Raw genomic sequence first — 17,215 nt, forward strand, 5'->3', positions numbered from 1 at the left:
GGGGTGTCGGCCGGTCTTGCAGATCGTGCGGATGGTGCGGATGGTGCTGCGTGCGGGTGGTGCTGCCGGCGGTGCCGGGTGGTGCGGCTCAGGTGGTGGCGGCCAGCACGGTGCCGATGCCGCGGGCGGCCAGGTAGGCCGGGTCGGCGGCCCGGTGCGCAGGGACGATCGCGGTCGGGCCGGCCTGCCGCAGCCGGACCCACTCGGTGTGGAAGGCGCTGCCGGGGGCGACCTCGGCCCGGCGCTCCGGCTGCGTGGTCAGGTCGGCCTCCAGCACCACGGCCGGACGCCCGTGCGCGAGCGTCCGGCCGGTCCGCAGTTCGGCCACCGAGCGGGCCAGCTGCTCGGCGAGCGGCTTGCGGCGGTGGTCGACGGTGAACAGCCCGAGGTCGTACTCGCGGTCCGGGAAGTCGGCCAGCCGGCGGTCGATGTCGTGCGAGCACCACCAGGTGATGCCCCAGAGCGCCGGGTTGGGCGCCACCTGGTCGATCATCAGCCGGGCGAACGCGGCGGCATCGCCGGCCGGGATGTCCGGCTGGGGTGCGCCGACCTCCTGCAGCCACACCGGGCGCAGCGGGTCCGCGGAGCCGGCCGCGGCGAGCTCGACCAGGTAGTCGGCGTGCGAGGTGGTCGCCGGGCCGAGCGGGCGCTCGGCCGGGCCGTCCACGGCGGAGACGCCGTTGAACACCCAGGAGTGCACGGTGGTCAGGTCGCCCAGCCGCACGGCGTCGGCCGGGTGGAAGGGGTGGTCCGGCTCGTACCAGGCCGCGTCGTACAGCGAGTAGAGGCTGAGCAGGTCAGGGGCGGCCGTGCGGGCGGCGGCGAGCAGGTCGGCGGCCCACTCGGAGGAGGCCCCGGCGCCGGTCGGGTTGGCCGGCCAGAGGTTGTTCACCTCGTTGCCGAGGGTGACCGCGAAGACGTTGCCGCGGGTGGCGACGGCCCGGCAGACCTGGTCGACGTACGCGGACAGGCCGGCCCTGACCAACTCGTCGGTGAAGATGCTGCGCTGGTGCCAGGTGAGCACCCAGGACGGCAGGAAGTCGAAGCTGGACAGGTGCCCCTGCAACAGGTCGACCGCCACGTCCAGCTCGAACTCCGCTGCCACGTCGGCGAGTTCGAGTAGGTCGTCGATGCCCTGGCGGCGGATCAGCGAGCGGTTCGGCTGGATCCAGGGCCAGATCGGGAAGACCCGTACGTGGTCGAGGCCGAGGCCGGCGAGATCCTCGAAGTCGCGTCTGGCGGTGTCCGCGGAGAAGTCCAGCCAGCTGTAGAGCCAGCCCGAGGAGGGTACGTAGTTGGCGCCGAACCGGAGTGCGGCTGGCCCTGGGTGCTGCGTCGTCACGCGCGTCCTCCTGCGGCCGGTCGGGGCCCAGCGGCCCCGGCGGTGCGTACGGGGGCGCGACGGCGGGTACGGGCCGGCCGGGCCGGCCTCGGTGCCGTGCGCTTCGCTCGGAGCCTAAACCGATTTAGTGTGCCTGCCAAGACCGGGTGGCGCGGTGCTCTCACGGACGGTCAGGCGCGGGGTGGCGGTCCGGATGTCGCGGGCCGAGGACGGGTCCGCGACGGCGGCCAGCAGCGCCCCGGCGACCTGCTCCCCGAGCGCGAAGGTGTCCCGGGAGAGCGCGGTGAGCGCCGGGTGGACGATCCGGGCCAGCACCGAGTCGTCGAACGAGACGACGGACAGCTCGCCCGGCACCGACACGCCCATCTCGGCGGCCACCCCGAGCCCCGCCACCGCCATCACGTCGCTGTCGTAGACGATCGCGGTCGGGCGGGCGGCGCGGGCCAGCAGGGTGCGGGTGGCGGCCGCGCCCTCCGCGTCGCTGAAGTCGGTCGGCACCGACACCGCCTCCTCCAGCCCGAGCCGGCGCGAGGCGTCCCGCAGCGCCCGGATCCGGCGCTGGGTGTGCTGGAACGCGGGCAGCCCCGCCAGGTGGGCGATCCGGCGGTGGCCGAGCGCGGCCAGGTAGTCGACGATCGACAGCATCGCCTCCCGGTCGTCAGCCCAGACGCTGGGCAGCCGGCCGTGGTGCCCGGGGCCGCCCAGCACCACCGTCGGCAGGCCGAGCTCCTCCAGCACCCCGATCCGCGGGTCGCGCTGCTGCAGGTCGACCAGGATGAAGCCGTCCACCCGGTGCTCGGAGGCCCAGCGCCGGTAGACCTCCGTCTCGGCGGCGGTGTCCTCGACCACCATCAGCTGGAGGGCGACGGCGTGCGCCGAGAGCCCCGCCTGCAGCCCGGACAGCAGCTGGGCGAAGAACGGCTCCACCCCGATGGTCCTGGCCGGCCTGGCCAGCACCAGCCCGACCGCCCCGGCCCGGGCCCCGCCGAGCGCCCGGGCCGCGCTGTGCGGACGCCAGTTCATCTCCTGCGCGACCCGCAGGATCCGCTGCCGGGTGGACTCGCTGACGCCCGGCCGGCCGTTCAGCGCGAACGAGACGGCGCCCTTGGACACGCCCGCCCGCTGGGCGATGTCGGCGATGGTCGGTCTGGACACGGACGCGGCTCCTCCGCCCGTGCACCCGGGCGCTGGTCACTGCGGGAGGCCGGCCCGGCGGGGCGCCGGGCACGGCGGGCCGGGACGGCGCGGCGTGGCCGGGAACGCCCGCGCGGTGTCCGGAAGGCGCCGGTGCCGACGTCTTGACACCGGAGTGTAGCCCGGAGGATAGTCCCGAGTCGCTAGACCGGTTTAGTGAACTTTTCGGACCGGCCCGGATCCCGGGATCCCCCCGGCGGCCGTCCCGGTCGGTCCACCCGACCCCCGTACCTCCTCGCTCCGTTGAAGCCCCTCCGCAACCAGACGGCGCAGACGCGTCCTGTCGCAGCAGACCGGGAGAGACACATGCGAAGGCACTGGACACGGCTGACCGTGGCACTGGCCGCGGCCGTCACGCTGGCGGGCTGCGGCCTCGGCGGCGACAAGGCGTCCGAGGACGCCGGCGGAGCCGTCACCGGAGAAGTCAAGGGCAAGGTCTCGCTCCAGACCTGGGCCCTCAAACCGAAGTTCACCGACTACGTGCAGAGCGTCATCGACGCCTTCGAGAAGAAGTACCCCGGCACCCAGGTCGACTGGCTCGACCAGCCCGGCGACGGCTACGCCGACAAGGTGCTCAGCCAGGCCGCCGCCGGCACCCTGCCGGACGTGGTCAACCTGCCGCCCGACTTCGCCCTCCCGCTGGTCGGACAGAACCTGCTGCTCGACGTCGGCCAGGCCGACCCGAAGCTCGCCGAGGACTACGTGGCCGGCGGCATCGACGCCTACCGCTACGCCGGGCACCCCGGCGCGTACGGCTACCCCTGGTACCTCAACACCGACGTCAACTACTGGAACGCCGACCTGCTCACCCGGTACGGCCTCGACCCGAAGAAACCGCCCACCAGCCTCGACGAGCTGATCGCCCAGGCGCAGACGGTCAAGGACAGGTCCGGCGGCCGGGTCTACCTGATGAGCCGCAAACCGGGCCTCGGCGACCTGGCGAACGCCGGCGTGAAGATCATGGCCGAGGACGGCAAGAGCTTCACCTTCAACACCCCGCAGGCCGCCGCCCTGCTGGACCGGTACCGGGACGCCTTCGCGCGCGGCCTGCTGCCGCAGGACGTCCTCACCGACAAGTACGCGGGCAACGCCAAGCTGTTCACCGCCGGCACCGCCGCCTGGACCACCGGCGGCGCCAACTTCATCAGCGGCCTGGCCACCGACAACCCGTCGCTGGCGCCCCAGGTCGTCCCGTCCCCGGCCATCGGCACCCCGCCGCTGTACGTCCAGGGCCTGTCCGTGGCCAAGGGCAGCAAGAACAAACCCGCCGCCGTGGCCCTGGCCCGCTGGGTGACCAACGCCGAGAACCAGGCCGCCTTCGCCCACCTGACCAGTATCTTCCCCTCCACCAAGGCCTCCGCCCAGGACCCGTTCTTCGCCAGGAGCGACGGCACCAACGCGAGCGACGCCAAGGTGATCGCCTTCGGCTCGCTCGCCAAGGCCGCCATGCTCCAACCCGTCCAGGTGGACGGCGCGATGAGCGACATCGTCAACCAGCAGATCGCCCTCGCCATCAGCGGCGGCGCCACCTCGCAGCAGGCCCTGGACACCGCGGTCGCCCGCTGCAACCAGCTCCTCGCGCAGTAACCGCCCCCGGGCGCCGCCGTGCGCCCGCACCGGCGGCCCCCGCGGCGGCCGCCGTTCGCGCACGGCGGCCCCGCCCCACCGGGAAGGCAACCCGATGAACCGACGGCCGACCCGCCGGCTGACCCACGGCCGCCGGCTCACCCCCTGGCTGCTGACCGGCCCGGCCCTGCTGTGGCTGGCGGTGTTCAACCTGTGGCCCTCGATCAACACCGTCATCCTCTCCTTCACCAACGCCCGGCCGCTCGGCGGCGGCCGCTTCGTCGGCCTGGACAACTTCCACCGGGCCCTGAGCGACGAACAGTTGGCCGACGCGCTGGTCAACAGCCTGGTCTACCTCCTGATCTGCCTGCCACTGCTGACCCTGCTCCCGCTGCTGCTCGCGGTGCTGGTCGAACGCAAGCTCCCCGGGATCACCGTCTTCCGCACCGCCTTCTACACCCCGGTGATCGCCTCCGCCGTGGTGGTCGCCCTGATCTGGGGCTGGGTGCTGGACGACCGCGGCCTGCTCAACGGCCTCGCCCAGGAACTCGGCGCGGTCGACCGGCCGGTGCCCTTCCTCACCGACCGCTGGCTGCTCCTGCTCAGCGCCATCGGCCTGACGGTCTGGAAGGGCCTCGGCTACTACATGGTCATCTACCTCTCCGCACTCGGGAACATCGGCCGCGAACTCCACGAGGCCGCCGCCGTCGACGGCGCCTCGGCCGTCCGCCGGTTCTGGCACATCACCCTGCCCGGGGTCCGGAACACCATGCTGCTGGTCTCGGTCCTGATCTCGGTCTCCGCCCTGCGGGTCTTCTCCGAGCTGTACGTGCTCTCCGACGGCACCGGCGGCCCGGGCGGCCGCGACATGTCGGTGGTGATGCTGATCCAGATGTACAGCCGCGGCTTCACCGGGCACCTCGGCTACGCCTCCGCGCTCAGCCTGCTGCTGTTCGCCGTCACCCTCGGCCCGATGCTCCTGCTGCTGCGCCTCGACCGGAAGGACTCCCGATGACCGGCCCGGGCCGCCCCGCCAGGGGGTTCAACTCCACCTCGCCGACCGAGAAGGCCGTCCGCTACCTGCTGCTCGCACTGGTCCTGCTGCTCACCGTCGGGCCGTTCCTGTGGGAGCTGTCCACCTCCCTCAAGGGCGCCGACGAGGACATCTGGACCCGCAGCCCCGGCTTCCTCCCGCACCACCCCACGCTCGCCAACTACGCCACGGTCGCCGACACCGTGCCGGTCTGGACCTACGCCCTCAACTCGCTGGTGGTGGCGGCCGTCACGGTGGCCGGCAACGCGGTCGGCGCGACGCTGGCCGGGTTCGCGCTGGCCCGGCTGCGGTTCCGCGGCTCGCGGGCGGTGCTCGGACTCTTCCTGGCGACCCTGGTCCTGCCCGGCGAGGTCACCATCGTCTCCCAGTACGTCACCGTCCGCAGCCTCGGCCTGGCCGACACCCTGGTGGGGGTCGCACTGCCGGGCGCCATCGGGATGCTCAACGTCCTGCTGATGCGCACCGCCTTCCGGGCCGTCCCGGCGGAACTGGACGCGGCCGCCCTGGTGGACGGCGCCAACGCCTGGCAGCGGCTGGTCCACGTCGGCCTGCCCAACGTGCGCGGGATGCTCAGCGTGGTGGTCATCTTCGCGTTCATCGGCGCCTGGGACGACTTCCTGTGGCCGCTGATCGTCCTCACCGACCCCGACCACTACACCCTCACCGTCGGACTCCAGTACCTGAACGGCACCTTCAGCGCCAACCCCCGGCTGATCGCGGCCGGCACGATGATCGCCTTCCTCCCGATCGTGGTGGTCTTCGCGCTGCTGCAGCGCTTCTTCTTCCGGGGCGTCGAGGAGGGCGCGGTGAAGGGCTGAGGCGGCGCCGCGTAGCATGGCCCGCTCTGACGATCACCGGGGGAGTGGATGACAGCACGACGTCGCAGGCAGATCGCATGGTCACTGAGGGGGCTGGCGCTGGCCGCGCTCGTGGTCCACGCGCTGGGCCGTCAGGCCTCCCACTCGGGCGGGCTGGTGGAGGTCGCGCGCTGGGCCGACCACCCCGTACCGCTGATCGGTGCCGCGGTCGTGCTGACCGTGGTCTCCGCCGTGGTCGAGCTGGAATTCCGCACCAGGTGGTCGCAGATCGGCGGCGCGGCCGTCCTGGTCGCGCTGATGTTCGTCGGGTTCCCGATCGCGCTCCTGTCGTACGCGACCGGCGGCGACGGGCGGGCGGTCGACCGGAAGGCCGACCCGCACCGTCCGGACCGCGTGCTGACCGTGACCGACACCGCCTTCTCGGTCGACCCGGTCTACCACGTGGAGCTGCTGACCGGCACCGGCTGGTCCGCCCGCCACTGGGACCTGGGCGTGTGGGACGAGCGGGACGGGCGCGGCTCCTTCAAGCGCGCCGAATGGTCCGGGCCGGACCGGATCACCGTGACCTCGGCGACGGAGACCACGGTCTTCACCGTCGACCCGGCCACCGGCCGCCCGGGCGACCCGACGACGGCGCGCCGCTAGCCGGCCGTGGGGCCGGGGTCGGCGCCGGGGCCGGGGAGGCTGGGCCGAACGGGTGGAGCGATCGGGTGGGCCACGGCACGCCGACGCGGGCGCGGGGCGCCTGCTCGGGGAGGATCGTGAAGCCCTGCTGTGGCGGCCGTTAAGAATTCCTCGATGGACCGCACCCCGTCCGACCAGGCAGATTGCTCCTGCCCGGACGGCCGCGCGCGCCACCGAACCCTGTGCACCGCACGCCGGGCGGTTTCGGCCTGCCCACCGCAGGCCCCACCCCGTACGCGTCAGGAGCACATCCCGTGAAGGCACTCGTCAAGCACAAGGCCGAGCCCGGGCTCTGGCTGATGGACGTCCCCGAGCCCGAGATCGGCCCCGGTGACGTGCTCATCAAGGTGCTGCGGACCGGGATCTGCGGGACCGACCTGCACATCCGCAAGTGGGACGGCTGGGCGCAGAACACCATCAGGACGCCGCTCACCCTCGGCCACGAGTTCGTCGGCGAGGTCGCCGCGATCGGCTCCGCCGTCGCCGACATCAGCGTCGGTGACCTGGTCTCCGGCGAGGGCCACCTGGTCTGCGGCAAGTGCCGCAACTGCCTGGCCGGCCGCCGTCACCTGTGCCGCAACACGGTCGGCCTGGGCGTCAACCGCGACGGCGCGTTCGCCGAGTACGTGGCGCTGCCCGCCTCCAACGTCTGGGTGCACCGGGTCCCGGTCGACCTGGACGTCGCCGCGATCTTCGACCCGTTCGGCAACGCCGTGCACACCGCGCTCTCCTTCCCGCTGGTCGGCGAGGACGTGCTGGTCACCGGCGCGGGCCCGATCGGCATCATGGCCGCCGCCGTCGCCAAGCACGCCGGCGCCCGCAACGTGATGATCACCGACGTGTCGCCGTACCGGCTGGAGCTTGCCCGCGAGGTCGGGGTGTCGCTGGCGCTCAACGTCGCCGAGCACACCATCGAGGAGGGCCAGCAGAAGCTCGGCCTGCGCGAGGGCTTCGACGTGGGCCTGGAGATGTCCGGGCGCCCCGAGGCGATGCAGTCGATGATCGCCAACATGACCCACGGCGGCAAGATCGCCATGCTCGGCCTGCCCGCCGACGAGTTCCCGGTGGACTGGTCGCGGATCGTCACCTCGATGATCACCATCAAGGGCATCTACGGCCGCGAGATGTTCGAGACCTGGTACGCGATGTCGGTCCTGCTGGAGGGCGGCCTGGACCTCTCCCCGGTGATCACCGGCCGGTACCCCGCCACCGAGTTCGCCGCCGCCTTCGACGAGGCCGCCGGCGGCAACTGCGGCAAGGTCATCCTCGACTGGACCGCCTGAGACCGGACCGTCCGACCCTCTGACCCCCCGCTAGGAGCCACTGTGTTCGACAACGTCCGCGACGACCTCGCCGCCACCCTCGACGAGATCCGCGAGGCCGGCCTGTTCAAGCCCGAGCGCGTGATCGGCACCCCGCAGAGCGCGGCGGTGGCCGTCACCGGCCGCGACGGCGAGGTGCTGAACTTCTGCGCCAACAACTACCTGGGCCTCGCCGACCACCCCGCCGTGGTCGCCGCCGCCAAGGACGCCCTCGACCGCTGGGGCTACGGCATGGCGTCCGTCCGCTTCATCTGCGGCACCCAGGACGTGCACAAGCAGCTGGAGGAGCGGCTGTCCGCGTTCCTCGGCCAGGAGGACACCATCCTCTACTCCTCCTGCTTCGACGCCAACGGCGGCGTCTTCGAGACCCTGCTCGACGAGCGCGACGCCGTCATCTCCGACGCGCTCAACCACGCCAGCATCATCGACGGCATCCGGCTCTCCAAGGCCCGCCGCCACCGCTACGCCAACCGCGACCTGGCCGACCTGGAGCAGCAGCTCAAGGACACCCAGCACGCCCGCCGCCGGCTGATCGTCACCGACGGCGTGTTCTCGATGGACGGCTACATCGCCCCGCTGCGCGAGATCTGCGACCTGGCCGACCGCTACGACGCCATGGTGATGGTCGACGACTCGCACGCCGTCGGCTTCGTCGGCGCCAACGGCCGCGGCACCCCCGAGCTGCACGGCGTGATGGACCGGGTCGACATCATCACCGGCACCCTCGGCAAGGCGCTCGGCGGCGCGTCCGGCGGCTACGTCGCGGCCCGCCGCGAGATCGTCGCACTGCTGCGCCAGCGTTCCCGGCCGTACCTGTTCTCCAACTCGCTGGCCCCGGTGATCGCGGCCGCCTCGCTCACCGTGCTCGACCTGCTGGAGAAGTCCGGCGACCTGCGCGAGCGGCTCGCCGCCAACACCGCGCTGTTCCGGTCGAGGATGACCGAGGCCGGCTTCGAGATCCTGCCCGGCGAGCACGCCATCGCCCCGGTGATGATCGGCGACGCGGCCAAGGCCGGCCGGCTCGCCGAGCTGCTGCTGGAGCGCGGCGTGTACGTGATCGGCTTCTCCTACCCGGTGGTCCCGCACGGTGCGGCCCGGATCCGGGTCCAGCTGTCGGCCGCCCACTCCACCGAGGACGTCGAGCGCGCCGTCGCCGCCTTCGTCGACGCCCGGGCGGCGCTCGGCGAGTGACACCCTGACGCCCCGTCCGGCGGGCGGCTCCCGGTCTTCGACCCGGGGCCGCCCGCCGACGCATGTCCGGGGCACGTCATGCACACCGTCTGCACACGTTTCCTGCATCATCCGGTGCACGGGGCGGAGCGCCGGTGCGGACGGTGAAGGCCGTTGCCGACCGGTGGAGTTCCTCGGGCGACCGGCCCGCGCGGGAGCGGGACGCGCTGACGGGATGTCAAACTTTTACAAAAGCTTCAGGCTGTGGACGGTCGCGTGCGACCGGTCGCCACTCCGTGCACCTAGTGTGCTCATCTGATCATCGATCACATGAGTTCCACAGGAGCTAGGAGAGTTGTGACCGGCATATTCGGGGGCCGCCCGGCCGACAGGCCGACCGGGTGGATGAGACGTAGCCGCTCGGTCGGGCTGATCAGCCTGATGGCGGTGGTGACGGGGCTGCTGACGGCTCCGTCCGCAGAGGCAATGGCGGCCGCACGGCCGCACGGGAAGGTCTGGACGCCGAAGACGCCGCTGGGCGTCGCGGCCACACCGGTCAAGGGGAAGGACCTGGCGCTCACCGCGCCGAAGGGCCCCGCGTACCCGGTGCCGGAGGCGTGGAAGCCCTCCGCCGCCGGCACGTTCGCCGGAACCGCCGTGGTCGACCTCGGCGGTGGACGCAAGCCGGCCGCCGCGGCGGCCGGCGACACCACCCTGGTGCAGGCGGGACGGCTTCCGGTGGCGCTCGCCCCGGCCGGCCCCGGCACCGCCCGGTCCGTCCAGGTGGAGGTCGGTGACGCGGCCAAGGGCCGGGCGGCCGGTGCCACCGGACCGACCGTCACGCTGACCGCGACCGCCCCCGACACCGGGGCACCCGCCGAGCGGGTCAAGGTCGCGCTCGACCTCAAGGCCCTGCAGGGCGCCGCCTGGTCCGACCGGACCCGGCTGGTGGCCCTCCCGGCCTGCGCCCTGACCAGCCCCGAGGCGGCCGACTGCCGCAAGGCCACCCCGGTGGCGTCCACGGTCGACGCCGCGGGCGTGCTGAAGGCCGAGGTCGCCCTGCCGGCCGCGACGGGCGCGAAGCCCGCCGAGGGCGGGAAGCAGGCCCGTGGCCTCTTCGCCGCCCCCGCGCAGGGCGGCCCGGCGGCCGCCGCGCCGATGGTGCTGGCGACCACCACCGGCGCCTCCGGGGCCGCCGGCAGCTACGCCGCCACCTCGCTCAACCCGTCCGCCAACTGGGGCTCGGGCGGCAGCGTCGGCAACTTCACCTACGCGTACCCGATCCAGACCCCGGCCTCGCTCGGCGGCGCGGCCCCCTCGGTGTCGCTCGGCTACGACTCGTCCTCGGTGGACGGCAAGAACTCGGCGCAGAACGCCCAGGCCTCCTGGATCGGCGAGGGCTGGAGCTACGACGCCGGCTTCATCGAGCGCACCTACCGGCCCTGCGACAAGGCCGGCATCAAGGACTCCGCCGACCTGTGCTGGGGCGGCCAGAACGCGACGCTCAGCCTGGCGGGCCACTCCGGCACCCTGGTGCGCGACGACTCCACCGGCGTCTGGCACCTGGAGGGTGACGACGGCTCGAAGGTCGAACTGCTCACCGGTGCGCCGAACGGCCTGAACGGCGGCGAGCACTGGAAGGTCACCACCACCGACGGCACCCAGTACTGGTTCGGCCGCACCCGCCTGCCCGGCGGCGACGGCACCGACCCGTCCGCCAACTCGGCCTGGGGCGTACCGGTGTACTCGCCCAACGCGGGGGACCCCTGCTACAGCTCCGGCTCCGGCAAGGACTCCTGGTGCACCATGGGCTGGCGCTGGTCGCTGGACTACGTGGTCGACGCGCACCAGAACCTGACCACCTACGGCTACGCCAAGGAGACCAACTCCTACAGCCGCGGCGGGGTGCAGAACTACCCCAACGGCGTGCTCACCGGCTACGACCGGGCGGGCTACCTGACCGGCATCGCGTACGGGCAGCGGCTGCCCGACCAGATCGCCGCCAAGGGCGCGGCCAAGCCGGCCGCGAAGGTCACCTTCAGCTCCTCCGAGCGCTGCCTGCCGTCCGGCAACATCACCTGCGCCGACGCGCAGCGCACCACCGCCAACGCCTCGTCCTGGCCGGACGTCCCGGTTGACCAGATCTGCGCGGCGAGCGGCACCTGCACCAACTACGCGCCGACCTTCTTCAGCACCAAGCGGCTGACCGGGATCTCCACCGAGGTGCTGGTGGGCTCCGCCTACCGCACCGTCGACTCCTGGGCGCTGAAGCACTCCTTCCCCAACCCGGGCGACGGCACCAAGCCGGCCCTGTGGCTGGACTCGGTCCAGCGCACCGGCACCAACGGCCAGCCGGCCGTCACCCTGCCCGCGGTCTCCTTCACCGCACGTGAGCTGCCCAACCGGGTGGACGGGCTGACCCCGGCGCAGCCGGCGTTCAACCGCCCCCGGATCCAGCAGATCACCACCGAGACCGGCAGCCGGATCAACGTGGTGTTCCAGGACACCGAGTGCTCCCGGGTCAACAACCACATGCCGTCCTCCGAGGACGGCAACACCATGGCCTGTATGCCGGTCAAGTGGTACCTGCCCGGCCAGTCCTCGCCGGACCCGGTCAACGACTGGTTCCACAAGTACCTGGTCAAGTCGGTCACCGAGCAGGACGCGGTGGGCGGTTCGCTGATCAGGTCGACCGACTACTCCTACGGCGGCGGCGCCGCGTGGCACCGCAACGAGGGGGAGTTCACCGACCCCAAGACCCGGACCTGGGACGGGTTCCGCGGCTACCAGACGGTGACCCTCACCACCGGTAGCGGGTACGGGGGCGAGGCCCCGAGGACCCAGCAGCGGACCACCTACCTGCGCGGCATGGACGGCGACGTCAAGGCCGACGGCTCCAAGCGGAGCGTGGCGGTCACCAGCCCGCTCGGCGGCAGCGTCACCGACAGCGACTGGCTGGCCGGGACGGCGGTCGCCACCGAGTCCTTCGACCGGGCCGGCGGCAGCGTCCGGGCGATGCAGGGCAGCACCTCCGGCAGCCAGCAGGTCACCGCGACCCACAAGCAGCAGGGCGGCATGCCCGACCTGCTCGCCCGCTACCCGGCGTCCACCGCCACCAGCACCAGCAAGGAGCTGTTGGCCGACGGCAGCTGGCGCACGGTCAGCACCACCGGCACCAGCGACCCGGCCAAGGGCAACCGGCAGATCCAGGTCCAGGACAACGGCGACGGCACCGCCGCCGCCCCCGTGCTGTGCACCACCACCACGTACGCGGTCAGCAGCGACCCGCTGCGGCTGGACCTGGTGAGCGAGAAGAAGGTCGTGGCCGGCCCCTGCGGCACCGCGGCCACGGCGGGCACCACCGTCTCCGACGTCCGGTCGCTCTACGACGGCAAGCCGTTCGGGCAGGCCGGTGCGGCCGGTGACTCCACCGGTGCGCAGACCCTCGACCACTACGACGCCCAGGGCCGGCCGGTCTACGTCGACCTCGGCCACGTGACCTCCCAGGACGTCTACGGCCGCACCCTCGCCACCGCCGACTCCGACGGTTCCACCTACGACGCCGCGGGCAACCAGCTCTCCGGCGCCACCACCACCGCGATCACCACGACCACCGCGTACACCCCGGCCACCGGGGCGCTGCCGACCGAGACCAGGCAGTACGGCCCGATGGGGGCGTCCTGGACGAGCACGGTGACCGAGGACCCGGGCCGCGGGCTGCCGCTGACCAACTCGGACATCAACCAGCGCACCACGACCCAGAGCTACGACGGCCTCGGCCGGCTGACCGCGCTGTGGACCTCCACCCGGGCGGCCAACCTGACGCCCTCGCAGAAGTTCAGCTACGCGATCAACGGCACCTCGGCGCCGTCGGTGATCACCACCGAGTCGCTGCTGGAGGACGAGTCCTACTCCAAGAAGACCGAGCTCTACGACGGTCTGGGCCGGCTCCGGCAGACCCAGACCAGCCTGCCGACCGGTGGCACCGGCCGGCTGATCACCGACAGCGTCTTCGACTCGCACGGCTGGGCGATCAAGGCCTCGGCGCCGTACTTCGAGCAGACCACAGGCCCGAACGGCACCGTCTTCGTCCCGCAGGACTCGCAGGTCCCGGCCGAGACCTGGGTCGGTTACGACGGCCTGGGCCGACCGCTGACCAGCACCTTCGTCTCGTACGGGCAGCAGCAGTGGACCTCCTCCACCGCCTACCCGGGCGCCGACCGGATCGACGTCACCCCGCCGCAGGGCGGCTCGGCCACCAGCTCCGTGCTGGACGCCCGCGGCCGTACCACCCAGCTGTGGCAGTACCGCGGAGCGGTGGCCACCGGCAAGGCGGCCGACGCCGAGGTCAGCACCTTCACCTTCACCCCGGGCGGCCAGCCCGCCACCCGGACCGACGCCGCGGGCAACACCTGGTCCTACACCTACGACCAGCGCGGCCGTGTCGTCGCCAACCAGGACCCGGACACCGGGACCACCACCTACGGCTACGACGCGGACTCGCGGCTGGCCACCATCACCGACGCCAAGGGCGAGAAGCTCGCCTACACCTACGACCTCCTCGGCCGTAGGACCGGGATGTACAAGGGCGGCGTCGCCCCGGCCAACCAGCTCGCGGGCTGGAGCTACGACACCCTCGCCAAGGGCCAGCCGACCTCCTCGACCCGCTACGTGGGCGGTGCCTCCGGCGCGGCCTACACCCAGGCGGTCACCGGCTACGACACCTCGTACCGGCCGCTCGGGGTCAGCCTGACGATCCCCGCCGCCGAGGGCGCACTGGCCGGCACCTACACCACGGCCAACGAGTACTCGCCGGTCCTCGGCTCACTCGTGCACACGGACCTGCCCGCGGTGGGCGGCCTGCCGGCCGAGGGCATCGACTACACCTACACCAACACCGGCCTGCTGCTGGCCTCCGGCGGCAACAGCACCCTGGTCACCGACGTCCAGTACGACGCACTCGGGCGGGCCACCCGCACGACCGTCGGCGACTGGGGCCGCCAGGTGGTCTCCACCCAGCAGTACGACTGGGCGACCGGACGGGTCGTCAAGTCCTTCCTGGACCGGCAGACGGGCACCACGTCGGTCGACGAGACCGGCTACACCTTCAACCCGGCCGGGCGGATCACGTCCGTCACCGACAAGCAGAACGCCTCCGTCACCGACACCCAGTGCTTCACCACCGACTACGCCGGCCGGCTCACCAACGCCTGGACGGACACCGGGAGCGTGACCACCAAGGCCGCCCCGTCCGTCCCCGGCATCGGCGGCTGCGTCAACGGGAGCGGCCCGGCCGTGACCGGCGGCAAGCCCTCGGTCGGCGGTCCGTCCCCGTACTGGCAGAGTTACGAGTACGACCGGACCGGCAACCGCACCAAGCTGGTCCAGCACGACGTCACCGGTGACACCGGCAAGGACGTCACCACCGTCCAGACCTTCGGCGCGGGCGCCAACACCAGGACCACCGCACCGAACACGGGCGGCGGCACCGGTGGCCCGCACGCGCTGCTGACGGCCTCGACCACCTCGGCCTCGGGGACCAAGGCCACCACCTTCCAGTACGACGCCGTCGGCGGCACCACCGCCGTCACGGACGTCTCGGGTACCGCCGACCTGGTCTGGGACGGCGAGGAGAAGCTGGCCTCGTTCACCCGCACCGGCGACGTGGCCGGTACCTCGTACCTGTACGACGTGGACGGCAGCCAGCTGATCCGCCGGAACCCCGGCAGCACCACGCTGTACCTGGGCATGGACGAGCTGACCCTGGACACCGCCAGCGGCTCGATGAGCGACGTGCGCTCCTACACCGCGCCCGGCGGGATCACCGTCACCCGGGTCACCGCCCCGACCGGCGGCGGCAAGCTCGTCTACCAGGCGAGCGACCCGCACGGCACCAGCAGCGTGCAGATCGACACCGATGCGGCCCAGACCGTCACCCGGCGCCCGACCGACCCGTTCGGCAACGCCCGCGGCACCCAGCCCGCGGCCGGCGCCTGGGCCGGGGCCAAGGGCTTCGTCGGCGGCACCAAGGACGACGCCACCGGGCTCACCGACCTGGGGGCCCGTCAGTACGATCCCGTGCACGGCCGGTTCATCAACCCGGACCCGCTCCTGAGCCCGGGATCGCCGCAGCAGTGGAACGGCTACGCCTACAGCAACAACAACCCGATCGACTACAGCGACCCGAGCGGCCTGAACTGGTTCTCCGACAAGGCGTCGAGCCTGTGGAAGTCGACCAAGTCGACGTTCAACAGCGGCGTGAAGCAGGCCGGTGCCGCGATGAGCGGCTACTACCACGCGGCCGTCGACGAGGTCTCCCAGCTCGGCGAGGCCTGGGACCGGCTCACCGGTGACACCGAGGGCGCCGACCGGCTCAAGTACGAGCGGGAGCACCCGCAGAGCCCGATGAACGGCACCACCTTCCTGAAGAACCTGGGCGGTGACATCGACGGCCCGCAGACCAAGATGAAGGGCTACAAGGTCGGCCGCTTCCTGGAGCACATCTTCGGGCCGGTGCCGATGCCCTCGCCGGCCGGGGTGGAGTCCTCCGCCGTCCGCGCCGCCGAGAAGGTCGCGTTGAGGACCGCGGCCAAGGGGGCGGCGAAGAAGCTGACCAGCTCCTTCGGCAAGCTCGTCGAGAAGGTCGTGGGCTGCCGCCACAGCTTCCCCGCCGGGACGAGGGTCCTGCTCGGTGACGGCGGCAGCAAGCCGATCAACGAGGTCCGGCAGGGGGACGAGGTCGCCTCGGCCGGGCCGGTGACCGACGAGAAGACCGCGAAGCCGGTGACGGCGACCATCGTCACCCCCGACGACAAGGACTTCACCGACCTCAAGGTCACCACGGCGTCCGGCGCCACCGAGTCGCTGACCGCGACCGGGCACCACCCGTTCTGGAACGACACCACCAAGCGCTGGACCGCCGCGGCCGACCTCAAGGCCGGGGACCTGCTCACCACCGCCGACGGCCGGACCGTCACGGTGGCGGAGGTCCGCAACTACTCGACCGCGCCCACGACGGCCTACGACCTGACCGTCGACGACCTGCACACCTACTACGTGCTGGCCGGGGAAACGCCCGTCCTGGTCCACAACTGCGAGGTGCGGGTGATCGACAAGGAGGCGCAGGCCTGCACCCTCGGCGACGTGTGCGGCCACATCGCACTCGGGGTCAACGACGCCAAGGGCGTGTTCGAGGACCTGGCGAGCTCCATCGGGGCCCACACCTTCAACGGGGACCCCTGGGGCGCCGAGGACGCGACCTCGAAGGCACCCCTGTGGATCACCGGGGTGCAGCGGGTGGCGTCCGACGCGAACGTGAAGATCTCCATCGCACTGGACGGTCTGCCCGGTGACAACGCCGCCGACATCTTCCTCCGCGCCTACCAGCGCGGCATGCGCGCCGGGCCGGGCAAGGCCGCGGACAGCGGCTACGGGACCACCTGGGAGATGTCGGTGATCGGGAAGGCGTGCCGCGTCGGCGACCGGGACTGGTCCAAGATCGACTTCTATCTCGGAGGCAAGCTGGTCCCCAAGAAAGAGATGACAGAACCGGCCTGGAGGAACGTCACCCCCGGCCTGAACGGAGTCGAGTGATGACGATGAACTGGCCCGACCGGGCCTTCCACCTGTGGTGGTGCAGTGCCACCCACACCACCCTGCGGCTGCAGAGCAACCCCACCTTCGCCCAGGGCGCGCCGGCCACCCGGATCGAGATCCAGTTCGGTCATGTCAGGTCGCTGTTCATCCGGCCTGTCGCCGACGGCCTGACCGTCGTCCGGGCGACGCCGCAGGAGGGCGCCGGGATCTGCTCCCGGTACTCCCTCGACCCGGCCTGGGCGGACTCGGTCTTCCTGCTCCGCTCCACCTGGGAGGGGTTCATCGTGTCGAGCGCCCCCTCCTGGCGCGAGGCCGTGCGTGACATCGACGACCCGTCGCTGTTCACCCCGGTCGAGGACGCGGCCGAACTCGCCGACGTGACGTTCGGCCACGCCTGACGGCCGCCCGCCCGACCCAGGAGCCGCGCCCCGACCACCGTCCGGGCGAGACCGAGGGAGCACAGCCGGGT

General features: G+C 72.2%; 10 protein-coding genes. 8 read left to right on the forward strand and 2 right to left on the reverse strand.

The annotated features are described in order from the left end of the window. Positions 1-88 precede the first annotated feature (88 nt). On the reverse strand, positions 89-1,342 hold the full coding sequence (locus tag AB0D08_RS25760) for a glycosyl hydrolase (RefSeq protein ID WP_359891945.1): 1,254 nt from the start codon (positions 1,340-1,342) through the stop codon (positions 89-91). A 114-nt stretch (positions 1,343-1,456) separates the two neighbouring features. Continuing rightward, entirely contained in the window at positions 1,457-2,497 is a 1,041-nt protein-coding gene (locus AB0D08_RS25765) for a LacI family DNA-binding transcriptional regulator (protein WP_359891947.1), read from the reverse strand. Between the two features lie 345 nt (positions 2,498-2,842). Between AB0D08_RS25765 and AB0D08_RS25770 the strand changes: the two genes are divergently transcribed. The 8 genes from AB0D08_RS25770 to AB0D08_RS25805 all read left to right on the forward strand — a co-directional run bounded on the left by AB0D08_RS25770 (position 2,843) and on the right by AB0D08_RS25805 (position 17,144). After that, on the forward strand, positions 2,843-4,123 hold the full coding sequence (locus AB0D08_RS25770) for a sugar ABC transporter substrate-binding protein (protein ID WP_033819627.1): 1,281 nt from the start codon (positions 2,843-2,845) through the stop codon (positions 4,121-4,123). Between the two features lie 94 nt (positions 4,124-4,217). Continuing rightward, complete coding sequence (locus tag AB0D08_RS25775; protein WP_051812096.1) at positions 4,218-5,117, forward strand: sugar ABC transporter permease; 900 nt, start codon at positions 4,218-4,220, stop codon at positions 5,115-5,117. After that, positions 5,114-5,974, forward strand: coding sequence for a carbohydrate ABC transporter permease (locus tag AB0D08_RS25780; protein WP_359891951.1), 861 nt, complete (start codon positions 5,114-5,116; stop codon positions 5,972-5,974). The genes AB0D08_RS25775 and AB0D08_RS25780 overlap by 4 nt, the downstream gene beginning before the upstream one ends. A gap of 48 nt (positions 5,975-6,022) precedes the next feature. Further along, the gene (locus AB0D08_RS25785; RefSeq protein WP_149038058.1) at positions 6,023-6,619 is read left to right on the forward strand and encodes a hypothetical protein; all 597 of its coding nucleotides are present in this window, start codon (positions 6,023-6,025) and stop codon (positions 6,617-6,619) included. Positions 6,620-6,912: 293 nt separating this feature from the next. Continuing rightward, on the forward strand, positions 6,913-7,941 hold the full coding sequence (gene tdh, locus AB0D08_RS25790) for an L-threonine 3-dehydrogenase (protein WP_033819629.1): 1,029 nt from the start codon (positions 6,913-6,915) through the stop codon (positions 7,939-7,941). A 42-nt stretch (positions 7,942-7,983) separates the two neighbouring features. Then, positions 7,984-9,171: a glycine C-acetyltransferase gene (locus AB0D08_RS25795; RefSeq protein ID WP_359891954.1), complete on the forward strand. Its 1,188-nt coding sequence runs from the start codon at positions 7,984-7,986 to the stop codon at positions 9,169-9,171. Between the two features lie 384 nt (positions 9,172-9,555). After that, positions 9,556-16,743, forward strand: a complete 7,188-nt coding sequence (locus tag AB0D08_RS25800) for a polymorphic toxin-type HINT domain-containing protein (RefSeq protein ID WP_359891957.1) — start codon at positions 9,556-9,558, stop codon at positions 16,741-16,743. After that, entirely contained in the window at positions 16,743-17,144 is a 402-nt protein-coding gene (locus tag AB0D08_RS25805; RefSeq protein ID WP_033819631.1) for a hypothetical protein, read from the forward strand. The genes AB0D08_RS25800 and AB0D08_RS25805 overlap by 1 nt, the downstream gene beginning before the upstream one ends. Positions 17,145-17,215 lie beyond the last annotated feature (71 nt).

The sequence above is a fragment of the Kitasatospora sp. NPDC048540 genome, from assembly GCF_040651175.1.
Classification (GTDB): Bacteria; Actinomycetota; Actinomycetes; order Streptomycetales; family Streptomycetaceae; genus Kitasatospora.

Coding starts and splice junctions, on each gene's coding strand:
- AB0D08_RS25775 (WP_051812096.1), top strand. CDS start 4,218: ATGAACCGACGGCCGACCCGCCGGCTGACCCACGGCCGCCGGCTCACC.
- AB0D08_RS25805 (WP_033819631.1), top strand. CDS start 16,743: ATGACGATGAACTGGCCCGACCGGGCCTTCCACCTGTGGTGGTGCAGT.
- AB0D08_RS25785 (WP_149038058.1), top strand. CDS start 6,023: ATGACAGCACGACGTCGCAGGCAGATCGCATGGTCACTGAGGGGGCTG.
- AB0D08_RS25780 (WP_359891951.1), top strand. CDS start 5,114: ATGACCGGCCCGGGCCGCCCCGCCAGGGGGTTCAACTCCACCTCGCCG.
- AB0D08_RS25770 (WP_033819627.1), top strand. CDS start 2,843: ATGCGAAGGCACTGGACACGGCTGACCGTGGCACTGGCCGCGGCCGTC.
- AB0D08_RS25800 (WP_359891957.1), top strand. CDS start 9,556: ATGAGACGTAGCCGCTCGGTCGGGCTGATCAGCCTGATGGCGGTGGTG.